The organism is Streptomyces sp. NPDC050147, assembly GCF_040660195.1.
Lineage (GTDB): Bacteria > Actinomycetota > Actinomycetes > Streptomycetales > Streptomycetaceae > Streptomyces.
The window spans coordinates 1-16,977 of the sequence record NZ_JBFALJ010000013.1 but is presented as its reverse complement, the minus strand read 5'-3'; the positions used below and the strand labels follow the sequence as shown (position 1 = coordinate 16,977).

At 65.9% G+C, this 16,977-nt stretch carries 29 protein-coding genes and 1 pseudogene; 29 read left to right on the top strand and 1 reads right to left on the bottom strand.

All coding sequences use genetic code 11. The features are described 5' to 3' along the window. Positions 1 to 43 precede the first annotated feature (43 nt). Positions 44 to 958 carry a helix-turn-helix domain-containing protein gene (locus AB0I94_RS20770; protein WP_363311221.1) on the bottom strand — a complete coding sequence of 305 codons (915 nt, stop codon included), beginning with the start codon at positions 956 to 958 and terminating at the stop codon, positions 44 to 46. Positions 959 to 1,822: 864 nt separating this feature from the next. Between AB0I94_RS20770 and rpsJ the strand changes: the two genes are divergently transcribed. The 29 genes and pseudogenes from rpsJ to AB0I94_RS20625 all read left to right on the top strand — a co-directional run. Continuing rightward, positions 1,823 to 2,131 (top strand): 30S ribosomal protein S10, encoded by a 309-nt coding sequence (rpsJ, locus tag AB0I94_RS20765; RefSeq protein ID WP_003948644.1) that lies wholly within the window; start codon positions 1,823 to 1,825, stop codon positions 2,129 to 2,131. Positions 2,132 to 2,144: 13 nt separating this feature from the next. Beyond that, entirely contained in the window at positions 2,145 to 2,789 is a 645-nt protein-coding gene (rplC, locus tag AB0I94_RS20760) for a 50S ribosomal protein L3 (protein ID WP_361182338.1), read from the top strand. 7 nt (positions 2,790 to 2,796) lie between these two features. Then, on the top strand, positions 2,797 to 3,450 hold the full coding sequence (gene rplD, locus AB0I94_RS20755; protein ID WP_363311044.1) for a 50S ribosomal protein L4: 654 nt from the start codon (positions 2,797 to 2,799) through the stop codon (positions 3,448 to 3,450). Beyond that, on the top strand, positions 3,450 to 3,866 hold the full coding sequence (gene rplW, locus AB0I94_RS20750) for a 50S ribosomal protein L23 (protein WP_363311043.1): 417 nt from the start codon (positions 3,450 to 3,452) through the stop codon (positions 3,864 to 3,866). Before rplD ends, rplW begins: the two co-directional genes overlap by 1 nt. Positions 3,867 to 3,905: 39 nt before the next feature. Beyond that, entirely contained in the window at positions 3,906 to 4,742 is an 837-nt protein-coding gene (rplB, locus tag AB0I94_RS20745; protein WP_363311042.1) for a 50S ribosomal protein L2, read from the top strand. Positions 4,743 to 4,754: 12 nt separating this feature from the next. Continuing rightward, entirely contained in the window at positions 4,755 to 5,036 is a 282-nt protein-coding gene (gene rpsS, locus AB0I94_RS20740; protein ID WP_160506662.1) for a 30S ribosomal protein S19, read from the top strand. Positions 5,037 to 5,077: 41 nt separating this feature from the next. Continuing rightward, a complete protein-coding gene (gene rplV, locus AB0I94_RS20735) occupies positions 5,078 to 5,425 on the top strand; it encodes a 50S ribosomal protein L22 (protein WP_016645177.1) in 348 nt (115 codons plus the stop codon). After that, positions 5,425 to 6,267: a 30S ribosomal protein S3 gene (gene rpsC, locus AB0I94_RS20730; RefSeq protein ID WP_160506663.1), complete on the top strand. Its 843-nt coding sequence runs from the start codon at positions 5,425 to 5,427 to the stop codon at positions 6,265 to 6,267. Before rplV ends, rpsC begins: the two co-directional genes overlap by 1 nt. A gap of 5 nt (positions 6,268 to 6,272) precedes the next feature. Beyond that, entirely contained in the window at positions 6,273 to 6,692 is a 420-nt protein-coding gene (gene rplP, locus AB0I94_RS20725) for a 50S ribosomal protein L16 (RefSeq protein ID WP_135332557.1), read from the top strand. Further along, complete coding sequence (gene rpmC, locus AB0I94_RS20720; RefSeq protein WP_005481220.1) at positions 6,692 to 6,916, top strand: 50S ribosomal protein L29; 225 nt, start codon at positions 6,692 to 6,694, stop codon at positions 6,914 to 6,916. Before rplP ends, rpmC begins: the two co-directional genes overlap by 1 nt. Further along, positions 6,916 to 7,200, top strand: coding sequence for a 30S ribosomal protein S17 (gene rpsQ / locus AB0I94_RS20715; protein WP_360768521.1), 285 nt, complete (start codon positions 6,916 to 6,918; stop codon positions 7,198 to 7,200). The genes rpmC and rpsQ overlap by 1 nt, the downstream gene beginning before the upstream one ends. A 97-nt stretch (positions 7,201 to 7,297) precedes the next feature. After that, entirely contained in the window at positions 7,298 to 7,666 is a 369-nt protein-coding gene (gene rplN, locus AB0I94_RS20710; RefSeq protein WP_073768975.1) for a 50S ribosomal protein L14, read from the top strand. Between the two features lie 2 nt (positions 7,667 to 7,668). Next, positions 7,669 to 7,992, top strand: coding sequence for a 50S ribosomal protein L24 (rplX, locus tag AB0I94_RS20705; RefSeq protein WP_055553504.1), 324 nt, complete (start codon positions 7,669 to 7,671; stop codon positions 7,990 to 7,992). Further along, positions 7,992 to 8,549 carry a 50S ribosomal protein L5 gene (gene rplE / locus AB0I94_RS20700; protein WP_135332558.1) on the top strand — a complete coding sequence of 186 codons (558 nt, stop codon included), beginning with the start codon at positions 7,992 to 7,994 and terminating at the stop codon, positions 8,547 to 8,549. The genes rplX and rplE overlap by 1 nt, the downstream gene beginning before the upstream one ends. Positions 8,550 to 8,554: 5 nt before the next feature. Further along, the gene (locus AB0I94_RS20695) at positions 8,555 to 8,740 is read left to right on the top strand and encodes a type Z 30S ribosomal protein S14 (RefSeq protein ID WP_003948630.1); all 186 of its coding nucleotides are present in this window, start codon (positions 8,555 to 8,557) and stop codon (positions 8,738 to 8,740) included. Between the two features lie 224 nt (positions 8,741 to 8,964). Next, a complete protein-coding gene (rpsH, locus tag AB0I94_RS20690; protein ID WP_018528360.1) occupies positions 8,965 to 9,363 on the top strand; it encodes a 30S ribosomal protein S8 in 399 nt (132 codons plus the stop codon). A gap of 21 nt (positions 9,364 to 9,384) precedes the next feature. Continuing rightward, positions 9,385 to 9,924, top strand: a complete 540-nt coding sequence (gene rplF / locus AB0I94_RS20685; RefSeq protein WP_160506667.1) for a 50S ribosomal protein L6 — start codon at positions 9,385 to 9,387, stop codon at positions 9,922 to 9,924. 3 nt (positions 9,925 to 9,927) lie between these two features. Further along, positions 9,928 to 10,311, top strand: a complete 384-nt coding sequence (rplR, locus tag AB0I94_RS20680) for a 50S ribosomal protein L18 (protein ID WP_363212681.1) — start codon at positions 9,928 to 9,930, stop codon at positions 10,309 to 10,311. A 46-nt stretch (positions 10,312 to 10,357) separates the two neighbouring features. Then, complete coding sequence (gene rpsE, locus AB0I94_RS20675; RefSeq protein ID WP_160506669.1) at positions 10,358 to 10,960, top strand: 30S ribosomal protein S5; 603 nt, start codon at positions 10,358 to 10,360, stop codon at positions 10,958 to 10,960. After that, the gene (gene rpmD, locus AB0I94_RS20670) at positions 10,960 to 11,142 is read left to right on the top strand and encodes a 50S ribosomal protein L30 (RefSeq protein ID WP_055553514.1); all 183 of its coding nucleotides are present in this window, start codon (positions 10,960 to 10,962) and stop codon (positions 11,140 to 11,142) included. Before rpsE ends, rpmD begins: the two co-directional genes overlap by 1 nt. Before the next feature lies 1 nt (position 11,143). After that, on the top strand, positions 11,144 to 11,599 hold the full coding sequence (rplO, locus tag AB0I94_RS20665) for a 50S ribosomal protein L15 (RefSeq protein WP_098244248.1): 456 nt from the start codon (positions 11,144 to 11,146) through the stop codon (positions 11,597 to 11,599). Between the two features lie 225 nt (positions 11,600 to 11,824). Beyond that, complete coding sequence (secY, locus tag AB0I94_RS20660; protein ID WP_363311041.1) at positions 11,825 to 13,138, top strand: preprotein translocase subunit SecY; 1,314 nt, start codon at positions 11,825 to 11,827, stop codon at positions 13,136 to 13,138. Further along, positions 13,138 to 13,791 carry an adenylate kinase gene (locus tag AB0I94_RS20655; RefSeq protein ID WP_363311040.1) on the top strand — a complete coding sequence of 218 codons (654 nt, stop codon included), beginning with the start codon at positions 13,138 to 13,140 and terminating at the stop codon, positions 13,789 to 13,791. The genes secY and AB0I94_RS20655 overlap by 1 nt, the downstream gene beginning before the upstream one ends. Positions 13,792 to 13,891: 100 nt before the next feature. Continuing rightward, positions 13,892 to 14,728 carry a type I methionyl aminopeptidase gene (map, locus tag AB0I94_RS20650; protein ID WP_363311220.1) on the top strand — a complete coding sequence of 279 codons (837 nt, stop codon included), beginning with the start codon at positions 13,892 to 13,894 and terminating at the stop codon, positions 14,726 to 14,728. A gap of 320 nt (positions 14,729 to 15,048) precedes the next feature. Beyond that, entirely contained in the window at positions 15,049 to 15,270 is a 222-nt protein-coding gene (infA, locus tag AB0I94_RS20645) for a translation initiation factor IF-1 (protein ID WP_003948620.1), read from the top strand. A gap of 58 nt (positions 15,271 to 15,328) precedes the next feature. Next, positions 15,329 to 15,442 carry a 50S ribosomal protein L36 gene (rpmJ, locus tag AB0I94_RS20640; protein WP_003974245.1) on the top strand — a complete coding sequence of 38 codons (114 nt, stop codon included), beginning with the start codon at positions 15,329 to 15,331 and terminating at the stop codon, positions 15,440 to 15,442. Positions 15,443 to 15,621: 179 nt separating this feature from the next. Further along, complete coding sequence (gene rpsM / locus AB0I94_RS20635) at positions 15,622 to 16,002, top strand: 30S ribosomal protein S13 (RefSeq protein ID WP_363311039.1); 381 nt, start codon at positions 15,622 to 15,624, stop codon at positions 16,000 to 16,002. Positions 16,003 to 16,064: 62 nt separating this feature from the next. Next, positions 16,065 to 16,469, top strand: coding sequence for a 30S ribosomal protein S11 (gene rpsK, locus AB0I94_RS20630; RefSeq protein WP_003948617.1), 405 nt, complete (start codon positions 16,065 to 16,067; stop codon positions 16,467 to 16,469). Between the two features lie 146 nt (positions 16,470 to 16,615). Continuing rightward, positions 16,616 to 16,977: pseudogene (locus AB0I94_RS20625) on the top strand (DNA-directed RNA polymerase subunit alpha); the annotation flags it as partial.

The following is a 16,977-nucleotide window of genomic DNA, read 5'->3' as shown; positions in this document are numbered from 1 at the left end:
CGCTCCTCGTCTGTGCCCAGGGGCAAGGGTCGTCACGTTCATGCTAGGGGGCCTCCATGGAGCTGGGTCGGCAGTCGCGGCGGTGGCCCGGAGCGGGGGCGCGGAAGGCTCGGTCGCAGGTGTCGCAGTTCTGGAGCGGATGCCGGGTGGGTGGTGGCGGACCGTCGAACGGGGGTGGGAGAAGCGCTGTCAGACGGTGCGCGAGAAGGGCGGCCGGGTGGCGGGGGCCCTCGGGTGGCAGGTCGTGGGTGAGGGCGTGGCGTACGGCGGTGGGGGCCACGTCGCGTTCCAGCCAGGCGGCGATGCCCGGGGCCAGGTGGGCGGTGTCGCGGGCCGAGAGGAAGAGGCGGGGGTCGTGGTGGCGCAGGTCAGCGAGGAGGTCGGTGGCCTGCTGGAGGAGGGGCGGGGCCGGGTAGGCCGGGTGCGGTACCGCGGGGAGGGGGCGGGGCTGTTTGCGGGGTGGGCGCGGGGCCGGGGGCTCGCTGGGCTCGGGCGGTGGGGTCTGCGCCGGGGCGGGGGAGTGCGCGTGCTGCCGGGCGGCGTGCGGCTGATTGCAGAAGGTCGTACGGGTGACGATGCGGCCGACGGCTGTGCGCTCGCGTACGCGGCGTAGGTAACCGTGGGCCTCCAGCTCGCGCAGGGCGGCGGCGATCCGGGTCGTTCCCTCCGGGAAGCGGGCGGCGAGCGTCTTGATGTCGGCGCGGGCCCCCGCGGGCAGCGACTGGATGTGGCAGCCGATGCCGATCGCCAGGAGGGAGAGCTCCGGGTGCTGGGTGAGGTGATTGCCGATCACCGTGAAGCGGGTGGTGTGGCGGGTGCTGTCGTGGGAGATGCCACCGGAGGGGCGCCGCCGCGCGTCCTGGCCGCTGCGGGGGCGCCGGGTCGCTCGTGCGTGGGATTGACTGCCGCCAACGGCGGACTGGGCGTGCGGGGGCGCGCTAGGGTTTTGGGTGTCCATCGGGAAGGTCTCTTCTTCCTCGTGGGTGTCCATCGGGAAGGTCTCGCTTCCTCGGTGGTCAGGCCCTCGCCTTGGGATGCCAGTCCCGGCGGGGGCCGTCGCATGTCTGCTGTTGTTTGGCCTACTGGGGCTGAGAGTAGGGCAGTTGGGGGATCGGAAATCCAGCTGAGCTGGTGATGTTCACCCGCGTGAGTGAGCGGTGCCCTGTCGTTGCCGACGGCCTCCGGGCGGGGGGCGCCCGCGGATGTGCCTGCGGGCGGGAGGGGTGGGGTTTGGTGGGGTCCTTTTCCCTCTCACGGTCCTTGGGGAAAGGTGCCCGTGGCACCGGAGCACGAGGAGACGGGTTCCGGTCGCGTGAGGCTCAGCTCGACCCACAACCGTCCGCGCCCCGAGCGTGACGCCGTGTGATCGCCTGGCCTCTCCCGGCCCACCCCGGGTTTGATCTCTGGCGTCCGCCGGGTACGATCCCAGGCTTCGATTGGCCAGGCCCGTGCCCCGTGTGGCAGACTGTCGGGGTTGCTCGGTTGAGTGCCGATGCTGCGCGCCTCCCGCCGGGAGGACCGGAAGCGAGTCCCACAGTACTCGTCGCCCCATCTGTCAAGCGGTCGTAAAAAGCCCGCAGGCAGCGCTGGAGCGGACGTACGGGAATCTTCTGGGAAGTGTGGTGCGGAGACTTAACCAGGCACCCGGTGGGTTTCTTCCCCCGGACCCGCGGTCATCTGGGCCGCAGCCCCTAGCAGGGAAATCCTTCGGGAAATTCGTGTGGGCGGGACTGCGACACACCCGACCGCGTGGGTCGGAGGAAGTAGAAAAAAGGGCCTCCCGGGAGCCAGAGCGTTCGAGACAAAGGACTACCAAGTAGCCATGGCGGGACAGAAGATCCGCATCCGGCTCAAGGCCTACGACCACGAGGTCATCGACTCTTCGGCGAAGAAGATCGTCGAGACGGTGACTCGCACTGGTGCGTCGGTCGCAGGCCCGGTGCCGCTGCCCACTGAGAAGAACGTGTACTGCGTCATCAAGTCGCCGCACAAGTACAAGGACTCGCGCGAGCACTTCGAGATGCGCACGCACAAGCGCTTGATCGACATCCTCGACCCGACGCCCAAGACCGTTGACTCGTTGATGCGCCTGGACCTTCCGGCCGGCGTCGACATCGAGATCAAGCTCTGAGAGGCGCGGACAGATGACTAAGCAGATCAAGGGCGTCCTGGGCGAGAAGCTCGGCATGACCCAGGTCTGGGACGAGAACAACCGTGTCGTCCCGGTCACCGTCGTCAAGGCCGGGCCCTGCGTCGTTACCCAGGTCCGTACGAATGACTCCGACGGCTACGAGTCGGTCCAGATCGCCTTCGGCGAGATCGACCCTCGCAAGGTGAACAAGCCCCTCAAGGGTCACTTCGCCAAGGCCGACGTAACTCCCCGCCGCCACCTGGTGGAGATCCGCACCCCTGACGCCAGCGAGTACACGCTGGGCCAGGAGGTGACTGCCGAGGTGTTCGAGTCCGGCGTCAAGGTTGACGTCACGGGCAAGAGCAAGGGCAAGGGTTTCGCCGGTGTCATGAAGCGTCACAACTTCAAGGGACTCGGCGCCGGTCACGGCACCCAGCGCAAGCACCGCTCTCCCGGTTCCATCGGTGGCTGTGCCACCCCGGGCCGTGTGTTCAAGGGCCTCCGCATGGCGGGGCGTATGGGCAACGAGCGGGTCACCACCCAGAACCTGACCGTTCACGCCGTTGACGCGGAGAAGGGCCTGCTCCTCATCAAGGGCGCAGTTCCCGGTCCGAACGGCGGCCTCGTCCTGGTCCGTACCGCGGCCAAGGGGGCTTGAGGAACCGATGAGCACCATTGACATCCTTTCGCCGGCAGGCGACAAGGCCGGGACCGTCGAGCTCCCCTCGGAGATTTTCGACGTAGAGAAGATCAGCATCCCGCTTCTCCACCAGGTCGTCGTCGCCCAGCTGGCCGCTGCCCGTCAGGGCACGCACAAGACCAAGCGCCGCGGTGAAGTCCGCGGTGGTGGTCGCAAGCCGTACCGCCAGAAGGGCACCGGCCGCGCCCGCCAGGGTTCGACCCGTGCGCCGCAGTTCGCCGGCGGTGGCGTCGTCCACGGCCCGCAGCCGCGTGACTACTCGCAGCGGACCCCGAAGAAGATGAAGGCCGCGGCCCTGCGCCACGCCCTCACCGACCGGGCCCGCAACGCTCGTATCCACGTTGTCACCAACGTGGTCGAGGGCGACATCTCCACGAAGGCCGCGAAGACGCTGCTCGGCAAGGTCAGCGAGCGCAAGAACGTGCTCCTGGTCATCGACCGCGCGGACGAGACTTCGCTGCTCTCCGCCCGCAACCTGCCCCAGGTGCACATCCTGGAGCCGGGCCAGCTGAACACGTACGACGTGCTCGTCTCGGACGACGTGGTCTTCACCAAGGCCGCCTTCGAGTCCTTCGTGTCTGGCCCCAAGGCCGATGAGACCGAAGGGAGCGAAGCCTGATGGCTACGCGTCACCCGAGCATCGCCCCCAAGGCGGCCAAGGCCGCCAAGGCCGCGCGCCTCGCCAAGGCGAAGCGCCACGCCACCGAGGGCAAGAACACCGTTGAGACGCCGCTGAGCAAGAGCTTCACGGACCCCCGTGACGTCCTCGTCAAGCCGGTCGTCTCTGAGAAGAGCTACGCGCTTCTCGATGAGGGCAAGTACACCTTCGTCGTCGCGCCCGGCGCCAACAAGACCCAGATCAAGCAGGCCGTCGAGTCGGTCTTCTCGGTCAAGGTCACTGGGGTCAACACGATCAACCGCCAGGGCAAGCGCAAGCGCACCCGCACGGGGTTCGGTAAGCGCGCTGACACCAAGCGCGCGATCGTGACCCTTGCTGAGGGCGACCGTATCGACATCTTCGGCCAGGCCTCCTAACGGAGCGCCCTGGTCCGAATATCGGACGAGGACTGAGAAATGGGAATCCGCAAGTACAAGCCGACGACGCCGGGCCGCCGTGGCTCCTCCGTCGCCGACTTCGTCGAGGTAACGCGGTCCACGCCGGAGAAGTCGCTGGTCCGCCCGCTGCACAGCAAGGGCGGCCGTAACAACGCCGGTCGTGTGACCGTTCGCCACCAGGGTGGCGGACACAAGCGCGCCTACCGAGTGATCGACTTCCGTCGCCACGACAAGGACGGCGTGCCGGCGAAGGTCGCGCACATCGAGTACGACCCGAACCGCACCGCGCGCATCGCGCTCCTGCACTACGCGGACGGCGAGAAGCGCTACATCCTGGCCCCCCGCAACCTGTCGCAGGGTGACCGGGTCGAGAACGGACCGGGCGCGGACATCAAGCCGGGCAACAACCTGGCCCTCCGCAACATCCCGGTCGGTACGACCATCCACGCCATCGAGCTGCGGCCCGGCGGCGGCGCGAAGTTCGCCCGCTCCGCGGGTGCCTCCGTGCAGCTGCTGGCGAAGGAGGGCACTATGGCCCACCTTCGTATGCCGTCGGGTGAGATCCGCCTGGTCGACGCCCGCTGCCGCGCCACGATCGGCGAGGTCGGCAACGCCGAGCAGTCGAACATCAACTGGGGCAAGGCCGGCCGTAAGCGCTGGCTGGGCGTTCGCCCGACCGTTCGCGGTGTGGCGATGAACCCGGTCGACCACCCGCACGGTGGTGGTGAGGGCAAGACCTCCGGTGGTCGCCACCCGGTCTCGCCCTGGGGTCAGAAGGAGGGTCGTACTCGTTCGCCGAAGAAGGCGAGCAGCAAGTACATCGTCCGCCGCCGCAAGACGAACAAGAAGCGCTAGGAGCGGGTTTAGATGCCGCGCAGTCTCAAGAAGGGGCCCTTCGTCGACGGACACCTCATCAAGAAGGTGGATGTCCAGAACGAAGCAGGTTCCAAGAACGTCATCAAGACCTGGTCCCGTCGCTCGATGATCGTCCCGGCCATGCTGGGCCACACGATCGCGGTGCACAACGGCAAGACCCACATCCCGGTGTTCGTCACCGAGGCGATGGTCGGCCACAAGCTCGGCGAGTTCTCGCCGACTCGCACCTTCCGCGGCCACGTCAAGGACGACCGGAAGTCGAAGCGCCGCTAGCGCGGGGTGGAACGACTATGACTTACACCGAAGGGACAACCATGGAAGCCAGGGCCCAGGCGCGGTACATCCGCGTCACGCCCATGAAGGCCCGCCGAGTGGTGGACCTCATCCGTGGCATGGATGCCACGGAGGCTCAGGCGGTCCTGCGTTTCGCCCCGCAGGCCGCGAGCGTGCCGGTTGGCAAGGTGCTTGACAGCGCCATCGCCAACGCTGCACACAACTACGACCACAGTGACGCCTCTTCGCTGGTCATCAGCGAGGCGTACGTGGATGAGGGCCCGACCCTGAAGCGGTTCCGTCCGCGTGCTCAGGGCCGTGCCTACCGGATCCGTAAGCGGACCAGCCACATCACCGTGGTCGTCAGCAGCAAGGAAGGAACCCGGTAATGGGCCAGAAGGTAAACCCGCACGGGTTCCGGCTCGGCATCACCACCGACTTCAAGTCGCGTTGGTACGCCGACAAGCTGTACAAGGACTACGTCAAGGAAGACGTCGCCATCCGTCGGATGATGACGTCCGGCATGGAGCGCGCCGGCATCTCGAAGGTTGAGATCGAGCGCACCCGTGACCGCGTGCGGGTGGACATCCACACCGCGCGTCCCGGCATCGTCATCGGCCGCCGTGGCGCCGAGGCCGACCGCATCCGCGGCGACCTCGAGAAGCTCACGGGCAAGCAGGTCCAGCTGAACATCCTCGAGGTCAAGAACCCCGAGGTCGACGCTCAGCTGGTCGCGCAGGCCGTTGCAGAGCAGCTGTCCTCCCGCGTCTCCTTCCGTCGCGCCATGCGTAAGAGCATGCAGTCGACGATGAAGGCCGGCGCCAAGGGCATCAAGATCCAGTGTGGTGGCCGTCTCGGCGGCGCCGAGATGTCCCGGTCGGAGTTCTACCGCGAGGGTCGTGTGCCGCTGCACACGCTCCGTGCGAACGTCGACTACGGCTTCTTCGAGGCCAAGACGACCTTCGGCCGTATCGGCGTGAAGGTCTGGATCTACAAGGGCGACGTCAAGAACATCGCCGAGGTCCGCGCCGAGAACGCCGCGGCCCGTGCGGGTAACCGCCCGGCCCGTGGTGGCGGCAACGACCGCCCGGCCCGTGGTGGCCGTGGTGGCGAGCGTGGCGGCCGCGGCCGCAAGCCGCAGCAGCAGTCCGCGCCGGCTGCCGAGGCCCCCAAGGCCGACGCTCCCGCCGCAGCTGCCGCTCCGGCTGAGAGCACCGGAACGGAGGCCTGACCGACATGCTGATCCCTCGTAGGGTCAAGCACCGCAAGCAGCACCACCCCAAGCGCAGCGGTATGTCAAAGGGTGGTACGCAGGTTGCGTTCGGCGAGTACGGGATTCAGGCCCTCACTCCGGCGTACGTGACCAACCGCCAGATCGAGGCGGCTCGTATCGCGATGACCCGCCACATCAAGCGTGGCGGCAAGGTCTGGATCAACATCTACCCGGACCGTCCGCTGACGAAGAAGCCCGCCGAGACCCGCATGGGTTCCGGTAAGGGTTCCCCCGAGTGGTGGGTCGCGAACGTCAAGCCCGGACGGGTGATGTTCGAGCTGTCCTACCCGAATGAGAAGACTGCGCGTGAGGCGCTTACCCGCGCTGCTCACAAGCTTCCGATGAAGTGCCGGATTGTTCGGCGCGAGGCAGGTGAGTCGTGATGTCGGCCGGTACCAAGGCGTCCGAGCTGCGCGAACTGGGTGACGAGGAGCTTCTCAACAAGCTCCGCGAAGCCAAGGAAGAGCTGTTCAACCTCCGCTTCCAGGCGGCGACCGGTCAGCTCGAGAACCACGGTCGGCTCAAGGCCGTCCGTAAGGACATCGCGCGGATCTACACCCTGATGCGTGAGCGCGAGCTGGGCATCGAAACGGTGGAGAGCGCCTGATGAGCGAGAGCAACGTGACTGAGACCAACACTGACCGCGGATTCCGCAAGACCCGTGAGGGCCTGGTCGTCAGCGACAAGATGGACAAGACCGTCGTCGTCGCCGTCGAGGACCGTGTGAAGCACGCGCTGTACGGCAAGGTCATCCGCCGTACGAACAAGCTCAAGGCGCACGACGAGCAGAACGCTGCCGGCGTCGGCGACCGCGTCCTCCTGATGGAGACGCGTCCGCTGTCGGCGACCAAGCGCTGGCGCATCGTCGAGATCCTCGAGAAGGCCAAGTAAATCTCTGAGGGGTATCCCTCGGAGTTCGTTCCGCCAGGCTCCCGGGGCAGTTCGCTGAACTGCCCCGGGGGAACCGGCAGACAAACAGGAGATAGACGTGATCCAGCAGGAGTCGCGACTTCGGATCGCCGACAACACGGGTGCGAAGGAAATTCTCACCATCCGTGTTCTCGGTGGCTCGGGTCGCCGCTACGCGGGTATCGGTGACGTCATTGTCGCCACCGTCAAGGACGCGATCCCCGGTGGCAACGTGAAGAAGGGTGACGTCGTCAAGGCGGTCATCGTTCGCACCGTCAAGGAGCGCCGCCGTCCCGACGGCTCGTACATCCGCTTCGACGAGAACGCCGCCGTCATTCTGAAGAACGACGGCGACCCTCGCGGCACCCGTATCTTCGGCCCCGTCGGCCGTGAGCTGCGCGAGAAGAAGTTCATGAAGATCATCTCGCTCGCGCCGGAGGTGCTGTAAGCATGAAGATCAAGAAGGGCGACCTGGTTCAGGTCATCACCGGTAAGGACAAGGGCAAGCAGGGCAAGGTCATTGCCGCTTACCCGCGCGACGAGCGCGTCCTGGTCGAGGGTGTCAACCGGGTCAAGAAGCACACGAAGGCCGGCCCGACCGCCAGCGGTTCGCAGGCCGGCGGCATCGTGACCACCGAGGCCCCTGTCCACGTGAGCAACGTTCAGCTCGTCGTGGAGAAGGACGGCAACAAGGTCGTCACGCGTGTCGGTTTCCGCTTCGACGAAGACGGCAACAAGATCCGCGTTGCCAAGCGGACGGGTGAGGACATCTGATGACGACCACCACCACTCCGCGTCTGAAGACGAAGTACCGCGAGGAGATCGCGGCGAAGCTGCAGGAAGAGTTCTCGTACGAGAACGTCATGCAGACGCCCGGCCTCGTCAAGATCGTGGTCAACATGGGTGTCGGCGACGCCGCCCGTGACTCGAAGCTCATGGACGGTGCCGTCCGTGACCTGACCACCATCACGGGTCAGAAGCCGGCCATCACGAAGGCCCGGAAGTCCATCGCGCAGTTCAAGCTGCGCGAGGGTCAGCCGATCGGCTGCCACGTCACGCTCCGTGGCGACCGCATGTGGGAGTTCCTGGACCGCACCCTGTCGCTCGCGCTTCCGCGCATCCGCGACTTCCGTGGTCTGTCCCCCAAGCAGTTCGACGGCCGTGGCAACTACACCTTCGGTCTCACGGAGCAGGTCATGTTCCACGAGATCGACCAGGACAAGATCGACCGCGTCCGGGGTATGGACATCACCGTGGTCACCACGGCGACCAACGACGCTGAGGGCCGTGCCCTTCTCCGTCACCTCGGCTTCCCGTTCAAGGAGGCGTAAGCGAGATGGCGAAGAAGGCACTTATTGCCAAGGCTGCTCGTAAGCCCAAGTTCGGTGTGCGTGGCTACACCCGCTGCCAGCGCTGTGGCCGCCCGCACTCCGTGTACCGCAAGTTCGGCCTGTGCCGCGTCTGCCTTCGTGAGATGGCTCACCGTGGCGAGCTGCCGGGCGTGACCAAGAGCTCCTGGTAATTCCCCTCTGTCCCTAGGGACTTGGGAATTACTGGAGGCTCTCGGTAAGTATCTGGTCGGTAGGTGGCCCACCTCTCCATGGCTTAGGCTAGGAGGGTTGGGCGCCTGCCGCCCTGACCGACTTACTACGCCGTAGGTCCCCGCGCCGCACCCGTCCTGCCTCTGAGTGGGGAGAGGGATGGCGCAGATAGGAAACCCCGGCGAGAGAGGCCGAAGGCCAATTCATGACCATGACTGATCCGATCGCGGACATGCTGACTCGTCTGCGTAACGCGAACTCGGCGTACCACGACACCGTGGCGATGCCGCACAGCAAGATCAAGTCTCACATCGCGGAGATCCTCCAGCAGGAGGGCTTCATCACGGGCTGGAAGGTCGAGGACGCCGAGGTTGGCAAGAACCTCGTTCTCGAGCTGAAGTTCGGCCCGAACCGTGAGCGCTCCATTGCGGGCATCAAGCGGATCTCCAAGCCCGGTCTCCGGGTTTACGCGAAGTCCACCAACCTGCCGAAGGTGCTCGGCGGCCTGGGCGTGGCGATCATCTCCACGTCCCACGGTCTGCTCACCGGCCAGCAGGCAGGCAAGAAGGGCGTAGGTGGGGAAGTCCTCGCCTACGTCTGGTAGTCGGGAACGGAGGAATAGCTAATGTCGCGTATTGGCAAGCTCCCCATCACGGTTCCCGCCGGCGTGGACGTCACCATCGACGGCCGGACGGTCTCGGTTAAGGGTCCCAAGGGCTCCCTTTCCCACACCGTCGTCGCGCCGATCGACATCGCTAAGGGTGAGGACGGCGTTCTGAACGTCACCCGCCCGAACGACGAGCGTCAGAACAAGGCCCTGCACGGCCTGTCCCGCACGCTGGTGGCGAACATGATCACCGGCGTGACCACGGGTTACGTGAAGAAGCTCGAAATCAGCGGTGTCGGTTACCGCGTCCTCGCGAAGGGCTCCAACCTGGAGTTCTCGCTGGGTTACAGCCACCCGATCCTGGTCGAGGCCCCCGAGGGCATCACCTTCAAGGTGGAGTCCGCGACCAAGCTTTCGGTCGAGGGCATCGACAAGCAGAAGGTCGGCGAGGTTGCGGCCAACATCCGCAAGCTGCGCAAGCCCGACCCGTACAAGGCCAAGGGCGTCAAGTACGAGGGCGAAGTCATCCGGCGCAAGGTCGGAAAGGCAGGTAAGTAAGCCATGGCATACGGTGTGAAGATCGCCAAGGGCGACGCTTACAAGCGTGCCGCCAAGGCCCGCCGCCACATCCGCATCCGCAAGCACGTGTCGGGTACGGCGGAGCGTCCGCGCCTCGTCGTGACTCGCTCGAACCGCAACATCGTTGCTCAGGTCATCGACGACCTCAAGGGTCACACCCTTGCGTCGGCGTCGACCCTGGACGCGACGATCCGCGGTGGCGAGGCCGACAAGTCCGCGCAGGCCAAGCAGGTCGGCGCGCTCGTTGCCGAGCGTGCCAAGGCCGCGGGTGTCGAGGCCGTCGTGTTCGACCGCGGTGGCAACAAGTACGCCGGGCGCATTGCCGCTCTGGCGGACGCCGCCCGCGAAGCCGGGCTGAAGTTCTAAGCCCCGGTTCCGGAGCTAGCGGACGTAACAGAGAGAGGTAATTCCAATGGCTGGACCCCAGCGCCGCGGAAGCGGTGCCGGTGGCGGCGAGCGGCGGGACCGGAAGGGTCGCGACGGTGGCGCTGCCGCCGAAAAGACCGCATACGTTGAGCGCGTTGTCGCGATCAACCGTGTCGCCAAGGTTGTCAAGGGTGGTCGCCGCTTCAGCTTCACCGCGCTGGTCGTGGTGGGCGACGGTGACGGCACCGTAGGTGTCGGATACGGCAAGGCCAAGGAAGTTCCCGCGGCCATCGCCAAGGGCGTTGAAGAGGCCAAGAAGAACTTCTTCAAGGTCCCGCGTATCCAGGGCACCATCCCACACCCGATCACGGGCGAGAAGGCCGCAGGCGTCGTCCTGCTCAAGCCTGCTTCCCCCGGTACCGGCGTTATCGCCGGTGGCCCGGTGCGTGCTGTGCTCGAGTGCGCCGGCGTTCACGACATCCTGTCGAAGTCGCTCGGCTCGTCGAACGCGATCAACATCGTTCACGCGACCGTGGCGGCCCTCAAGGGCCTGCAGCGTCCCGAGGAGATCGCGGCTCGCCGTGGTCTGCCCCTCGAGGACGTGGCCCCCGCGGCTCTGCTGCGTGCACGTGCCGGGGCGGGTGCGTAATGGCTCGCCTCAAGGTCACGCAGACGAAGTCGTACATCGGCAGCAAGCAGAACCACCGCGACACCCTGCGCTCCCTTGGTCTCAAGGGCATCAACACGCAGGTCGTCAAGGAGGACCGCCCCGAGTTCCGCGGAATGGTTCACACCGTCCGCCACCTCGTGACGGTTGAGGAGGTCGACTGACATGGCGGAGCAGAACCCGCTGAAGGTCCACAACCTCCGGCCCGCCCCGGGCGCCAAGACCGCCAAGACCCGTGTGGGTCGTGGTGAGGCGTCCAAGGGTAAGACCGCAGGCCGTGGTACCAAGGGCACCAAGGCCCGTTACCAGGTTCCGGAGCGCTTCGAGGGCGGGCAGATGCCCCTCCACATGCGCCTCCCGAAGCTCAAGGGCTTCAAGAACCCGTTCAAGACCGAGTTCCAGGTCGTGAACCTCGACAAGCTGAGCGCGCTGTTCCCCGAGGGTGGCGAGGTCACCGTCGAGGCCCTCGTGGCCAAGGGTGCGGTTCGCAAGAACAGCCTCGTCAAGGTCCTCGGCCAGGGTGAGGTCACCGTGGCGCTGCAGGTGACGGTTGACGCCGTCTCCGGCTCCGCCAAGGAGAAGATCACCGCCGCCGGCGGTACGGTCACCGAGCTCGTCTGATTTCTTCAGGCCACTCGATGACTTGAGCGATTCCCAGCCGGGGATGCCCCACATATGGGGCATCCCCGGTTGGTCGTTCCAAGGGGGGCACGGTCGCCGGTAAGGTGGCGTGCACTGTCTAAGCTCCGTGCGGTCTGCCCGTGCGGTTTTTCTGACTGATACGTATTCGTCGATCCTCAAGACCACTACCTCTTGCGCACGCGCGCGGGGGTCGCAGGAGGCACCGTGCTCACCGCGTTCGCCCGGGCGTTCAAGACGCCCGACCTGCGCAAGAAGCTGCTCTTCACTCTCGGCATCATCGTGATCTACCGGCTCGGTACGCATATCCCGATCCCCGGTGTCAGCTACAAGAACGTCCAGGTCTGTGTGGACCAGGCCAACTCCAACCAGGGGTTGTTCGGTCTGGTGAACATGATGAGTGGCGGGGCGCTGCTGCAGATCACGATCTTCGCGCTCGGCATCATGCCGTACATCACGGCGAGCATCATCCTGCAGCTGCTGACCGTGGTGATCCCGCGGCTCGAGGCCCTGAAGAAGGAGGGCCAGGCCGGCACGGCGAAGATCACGCAGTACACGCGTTATCTGACCGTGGCGCTCGCGATCCTCCAGGGCACCGGCCTGGTGGCCACCGCGCGCACGGGCTCGCTCTTCTCCGGCTGTCCCGTCGCCACCGAGATCGTGCCGGACCAGTCCATCTTCGTGACCATCACCATGGTCATCACGATGACCGCGGGCACGGCCTGCGTCATGTGGCTCGGTGAGCTCATCACCGACCGCGGCATCGGCAACGGCATGTCGATCCTGATGTTCATCTCGATCGCCGCGACCTTCCCGAGCGCCCTGTGGGCCATCAAGAAGCAGGGCTCCCTGGCGGACGGCTGGATCGAGTTCGGCACCGTCATCGCGGTCGGCCTCGTCATGGTCGGTCTGGTCGTCTTCGTGGAGCAGGCTCAGCGCCGCATTCCGGTCCAGTACGCGAAGCGCATGATCGGCCGCCGGTCTTACGGCGGTACTTCGACGTACATTCCGCTGAAGGTCAATCAGGCGGGCATCATCCCTGTGATCTTCGCCTCTTCGCTGCTCTATATCCCCGCTCTCGTCGCCCAGTTCGCGGGTGGCAACTCCGGGTGGAAGCAGTGGATCGAGGCGAACCTGACCAAGGGCGACCACCCGATTTACATCGCGACGTACTTCTTGTTGATCGTGTTCTTCGCCTTCTTCTACGTGGCTATCTCGTTCAACCCCGAGGAAGTCGCGGACAACATGAAGAAGTATGGTGGCTTCATCCCGGGCATCCGGGCTGGCCGTCCGACCGCTGAGTACTTGAGCTACGTACTCAACCGGATCACGTGGCCGGGCTCGCTGTATCTGGGTCTGATCGCTCTCGTACCGACGATGGCGTTGGTGGGCTTCGGCGCGAACCAGAACTTCCCGTTCGGCGGGACAAGCATCCTGATCATCGTGGGTGTGGGTCTGGAGACCGTGAAGCAGATCGAGAGCCAGCTCCAGCAGCGCAATTACGAAGGGTTCCTCCGCTGATGCGAATCGTCCTCGTCGGGCCGCCCGGTGCGGGCAAGGGAACGCAGGCCGCGTTCCTCGCCAAGAACTTGTCGATCCCGCACATCTCCACGGGGGACCTCTTCCGCGCCAACATCAGCCAGGGCACGGAGCTGGGCAAGCAGGCGAAGGCGTTCATGGACGCCGGCAACCTCGTACCCGACGAAGTCACCATCGGCATGGCCCACGACCGCATGACGCAGCCGGACGCCGAGAAGGGCTTCCTGCTCGACGGCTTCCCGCGGAACGTGTCGCAGGCCGAGGCGCTGGACGAGTCGCTCAAGACGGACGGCCAGAAGCTCGACGCGGTGCTCGACCTGGAGGTCCCCGAGGACGAGGTCGTCAAGCGCATCGCCGGCCGCCGCATCTGCCGGAACGATTCCAGCCACGTTTTCCACGTGACGTACAGCAAGCCGAAGACCGAGGGCGTCTGCGACGTCTGCGGCGGCGAGCTCTACCAGCGCGGTGACGACCAGGAAGAGACCGTGCGCAAGCGTCTCGACGTGTACCACCGTGAGACCGAGCCGATCATCGACCACTACAAGGCCCAGGGCCTGGTGGTCACGATCTCCGCGCTCGGCAAGGTGGACGAGGTCACCAAGCGCGCGATGGATGCGCTCAAGGGCGACAAGTAGTCAGTACGCTGTCTCGGCCGCGGTGCCCCTCGGGGGACCGCGGCCGTAGTGTTGTGTACGTAGGCGTGTTGTTGGACGGATGACGGAGAGCGGAAGCCCCATGGTGCAGATCAAGACCCCCGAGCAGATCGCGAAGATGCGTGAGGCGGGCCTTGTCGTCGCCGCCATCCACGCCGCGACGCGTGAGGCGGCGGTGCCGGGTGCCACCACGAAGGACCTGGACGACGTCGCCCGCAAGGTGATCGCCGAGCACGGCGCGAAGTCCAACTTCCTCGGGTACGGCGGCTTTCCGGCGACGATCTGCACCTCGGTCAACGAGGTCGTCGTACACGGCATCCCGGACGACAAGACCGTCCTGAAGGACGGCGACATCATCTCGATCGACGCGGGCGCGATCATCGAGGGCTGGCACGGCGACGCCGCCTACACGGCGTTCGTGGGCACCGGTCACGCCCCGGAGCTGATCGAGCTCTCCCGGGTGACCGAGGAGTCCATGTGGGCGGGGCTCGCCGCCATGAAGCAGGGCAACCGGCTCGCCGACATCTCGCGCGCCATCGAGACGTACATCCGCCGCCAGCCGAAGCCCGGCGGCGGCAAGTACGGCATCGTCGAGGACTACGGCGGCCACGGCATCGGCACCGAGATGCACATGGACCCGCACGTCCTGAACTACGTCGAGCGGCGCCGCGGCAAGGGCCCCAAGCTGGTCCCCGGCCTCTGCCTGGCCATCGAGCCCATGGTCTCCCTGGGCACGCCCCGCACGAAGGTCCTGGAGGATGACTGGACGGTCATCACGACGGACGGCACGTGGTCCTCGCACTGGGAGCACACGATCGCGCTGACGGAGGAAGGGCCGCTTGTTCTCACGGCTCCTGACTGCGGGCGGGCGAAGCTGGCGGAGTACGGGGTTACGGTCGCGCCGGATCCGTTGGGCTGAGCCGACGCCGTCGGACGAGTCCTGGGTCACTTGCCCCTGCCCCGCTGGGCTGACCCGCCCCGCCTGCGCCAGGGCGGGCGCTGCTGGAGCGATGACTCGGCAGCGGCAGGCTGTGCCCACCCGTTCCGCCCTGCGGAACGCCTGCCCACAGCGTGAACGGCACGACCTCCGTCTGCTTAAGGATCACCCCGATGGGGCATTCTTCCTCGATTCGTCTTTCCGGGTGGCCTGACGTAGACTGACTCGTCGGCTCTCGTGCATCCGTGTGTCTGCATACGGCGTACGAAGTCGATCAAGGTAGTCGATTCGAAGGGCAAAGCGTGGCCAAGAAGCAAGGTGCCATCGAGATCGAGGGCACTGTCGTTGAGTCTCTTCCGAACGCCATGTTCAAGGTTGAGCTCCAGAACGGCCACCAGGTCCTGGCACACATCAGCGGCAAGATGCGCATGCACTACATCCGCATCCTCCCTGACGACCGGGTCGTGGTGGAGCTGTCTCCGTACGACCTGACCCGTGGCCGGATCGTCTACCGGTACAAGTAGATCTTGCCCGCACCCCATTCGCGTGGGGTGATGGCACTGACCCGGAGAACCTCACCCAATGAAGGTCAAGCCGAGCGTCAAGAAGATCTGCGACAAGTGCAGGGTGATCCGCCGTCACGGCAGGGTCATGGTTATCTGCGACAACCCGCGCCACAAGCAGCGCCAGGGCTGACGCACGACTGCAGTTCGCAGATTTTCGCGCGACGCACGTAAAGCACATGTGCAGGACCCGTCCCTCTTCAGTGATGGAGGGCGACACCCCCGGTCGGAGGCCGGGGACCCAGGATGTACCTCGTACGGCACCTGGGACCGGTCCTGCTGAAGACCTCCGAAAATCAACAGGAGCCTTGAATGGCACGCCTTGAAGGTGTTGACCTCCCGCGCGAAAAGCGTGTTGAGGTCGCCCTCACGTACGTGTTCGGCATTGGCCGCACGCTGTCCCAGCAGACGCTGGACGCCACCGGTGTGGACCGCAACACCCGTGTTCGTGATCTGTCCGAAGAGGACATGATCAAGATCCGCGAGTACGTGGACGCCAACATCCAGACCGAGGGTGACCTCCGCCGCGAGATCCAGGCCGACATCCGCCGCAAGGTCGAGATCGGCTGCTACGCGGGTATCCGTCACCGTCGTGGCCTGCCCGTCCGCGGTCAGCGCACCAGCACCAACGCCCGCACCCGTAAGGGCCCGCGTCGCGCCATCGCCGGTAAGAAGAAGCCGGGCAAGAAGTAGTCCTCAGCGGTCGATCGACAGCTGTCGCTGCAGGACCGACCACCTCGCGTAGGAGTTAATAGATGCCCCCCAAGGGTCGTCAGGGCGCTGCCAAGAAGGTGCGCCGCAAGGAAAAGAAGAACGTCGCTCACGGGCACGCCCACATCAAGAGCACGTTCAACAACACCATCGTCTCGATCACGGACCCCACGGGCAACGTGATCAGCTGGGCCTCCGCCGGCCACGTCGGCTTCAAGGGCTCGCGCAAGTCGACTCCGTTCGCCGCGCAGATGGCCGCCGAGTCGGCCGCGCGTCGCGCCCAGGAGCACGGCATGCGCAAGGTTGACGTCTTCGTCAAGGGTCCGGGTTCCGGTCGCGAGACCGCCATCCGTTCGCTGCAGGCGACCGGCCTCGAGGTCGGTTCGATCCAGGACGTCACGCCGACGCCGCACAACGGCTGCCGTCCCCCCAAGCGCCGCCGCGTCTGACGCACGTCGCTTGACTCAGGGATTTTCGGGCGGTGCGGCTCCTCGGAGCCGTACCGCCCGTACCCTTGTAGCTGTAACAACATTGGGCTGCCGCCCAGTGGCAAGGACATCAAATAGTGGGTGTCCCTGACTGAAGGAAACACTTCATGCTGATCGCTCAGCGTCCCTCGTTGACCGAAGAGGTCGTCGACGAATTCCGCTCCCGGTTCGTGATCGAGCCGCTGGAGCCGGGCTTCGGTTACACCCTCGGCAACTCGCTGCGTCGGACCCTTCTCTCCTCGATCCCGGGTGCGGCCGTCACGTCCATCCGCATCGACGGTGTCCTGCACGAGTTCACCACCGTGCCGGGCGTCAAGGAAGACGTCACCGACCTCATCCTCAACATCAAGCAGCTGGTCGTCTCCAGCGAGCACGACGAGCCCGTCGTGATGTACCTGCGCAAGCAGGGCCCGGGCCTCGTGACCGCCGCTGACATCGCCCCGCCCGCCGGTGTCGAGGTGCACAACCC

Excerpts from the sequence above, each read along its gene's own strand:
- AB0I94_RS20770 (WP_363311221.1), bottom strand. The coding sequence starts at position 958 with ATGGACACCCAAAACCCTAGCGCGCCCCCGCACGCCCAGTCCGCCGTT.
- rpsJ (WP_003948644.1), top strand. The coding sequence starts at position 1,823 with ATGGCGGGACAGAAGATCCGCATCCGGCTCAAGGCCTACGACCACGAG.
- rplC (WP_361182338.1), top strand. The coding sequence starts at position 2,145 with ATGACTAAGCAGATCAAGGGCGTCCTGGGCGAGAAGCTCGGCATGACC.
- rplD (WP_363311044.1), top strand. The coding sequence starts at position 2,797 with ATGAGCACCATTGACATCCTTTCGCCGGCAGGCGACAAGGCCGGGACC.
- rplW (WP_363311043.1), top strand. The coding sequence starts at position 3,450 with ATGGCTACGCGTCACCCGAGCATCGCCCCCAAGGCGGCCAAGGCCGCC.
- rplB (WP_363311042.1), top strand. The coding sequence starts at position 3,906 with ATGGGAATCCGCAAGTACAAGCCGACGACGCCGGGCCGCCGTGGCTCC.
- rpsS (WP_160506662.1), top strand. The coding sequence starts at position 4,755 with ATGCCGCGCAGTCTCAAGAAGGGGCCCTTCGTCGACGGACACCTCATC.
- rplV (WP_016645177.1), top strand. The coding sequence starts at position 5,078 with ATGGAAGCCAGGGCCCAGGCGCGGTACATCCGCGTCACGCCCATGAAG.
- rpsC (WP_160506663.1), top strand. The coding sequence starts at position 5,425 with ATGGGCCAGAAGGTAAACCCGCACGGGTTCCGGCTCGGCATCACCACC.
- rplP (WP_135332557.1), top strand. The coding sequence starts at position 6,273 with ATGCTGATCCCTCGTAGGGTCAAGCACCGCAAGCAGCACCACCCCAAG.
- rpmC (WP_005481220.1), top strand. The coding sequence starts at position 6,692 with ATGTCGGCCGGTACCAAGGCGTCCGAGCTGCGCGAACTGGGTGACGAG.
- rpsQ (WP_360768521.1), top strand. The coding sequence starts at position 6,916 with ATGAGCGAGAGCAACGTGACTGAGACCAACACTGACCGCGGATTCCGC.
- rplX (WP_055553504.1), top strand. The coding sequence starts at position 7,669 with ATGAAGATCAAGAAGGGCGACCTGGTTCAGGTCATCACCGGTAAGGAC.
- rplE (WP_135332558.1), top strand. The coding sequence starts at position 7,992 with ATGACGACCACCACCACTCCGCGTCTGAAGACGAAGTACCGCGAGGAG.
- AB0I94_RS20695 (WP_003948630.1), top strand. The coding sequence starts at position 8,555 with ATGGCGAAGAAGGCACTTATTGCCAAGGCTGCTCGTAAGCCCAAGTTC.
- rpsH (WP_018528360.1), top strand. The coding sequence starts at position 8,965 with ATGACCATGACTGATCCGATCGCGGACATGCTGACTCGTCTGCGTAAC.
- rplF (WP_160506667.1), top strand. The coding sequence starts at position 9,385 with ATGTCGCGTATTGGCAAGCTCCCCATCACGGTTCCCGCCGGCGTGGAC.
- rplR (WP_363212681.1), top strand. The coding sequence starts at position 9,928 with ATGGCATACGGTGTGAAGATCGCCAAGGGCGACGCTTACAAGCGTGCC.
- rpsE (WP_160506669.1), top strand. The coding sequence starts at position 10,358 with ATGGCTGGACCCCAGCGCCGCGGAAGCGGTGCCGGTGGCGGCGAGCGG.
- rpmD (WP_055553514.1), top strand. The coding sequence starts at position 10,960 with ATGGCTCGCCTCAAGGTCACGCAGACGAAGTCGTACATCGGCAGCAAG.
- rplO (WP_098244248.1), top strand. The coding sequence starts at position 11,144 with ATGGCGGAGCAGAACCCGCTGAAGGTCCACAACCTCCGGCCCGCCCCG.
- AB0I94_RS20655 (WP_363311040.1), top strand. The coding sequence starts at position 13,138 with ATGCGAATCGTCCTCGTCGGGCCGCCCGGTGCGGGCAAGGGAACGCAG.
- map (WP_363311220.1), top strand. The coding sequence starts at position 13,892 with ATGGTGCAGATCAAGACCCCCGAGCAGATCGCGAAGATGCGTGAGGCG.
- rpmJ (WP_003974245.1), top strand. The coding sequence starts at position 15,329 with ATGAAGGTCAAGCCGAGCGTCAAGAAGATCTGCGACAAGTGCAGGGTG.
- rpsM (WP_363311039.1), top strand. The coding sequence starts at position 15,622 with ATGGCACGCCTTGAAGGTGTTGACCTCCCGCGCGAAAAGCGTGTTGAG.
- rpsK (WP_003948617.1), top strand. The coding sequence starts at position 16,065 with ATGCCCCCCAAGGGTCGTCAGGGCGCTGCCAAGAAGGTGCGCCGCAAG.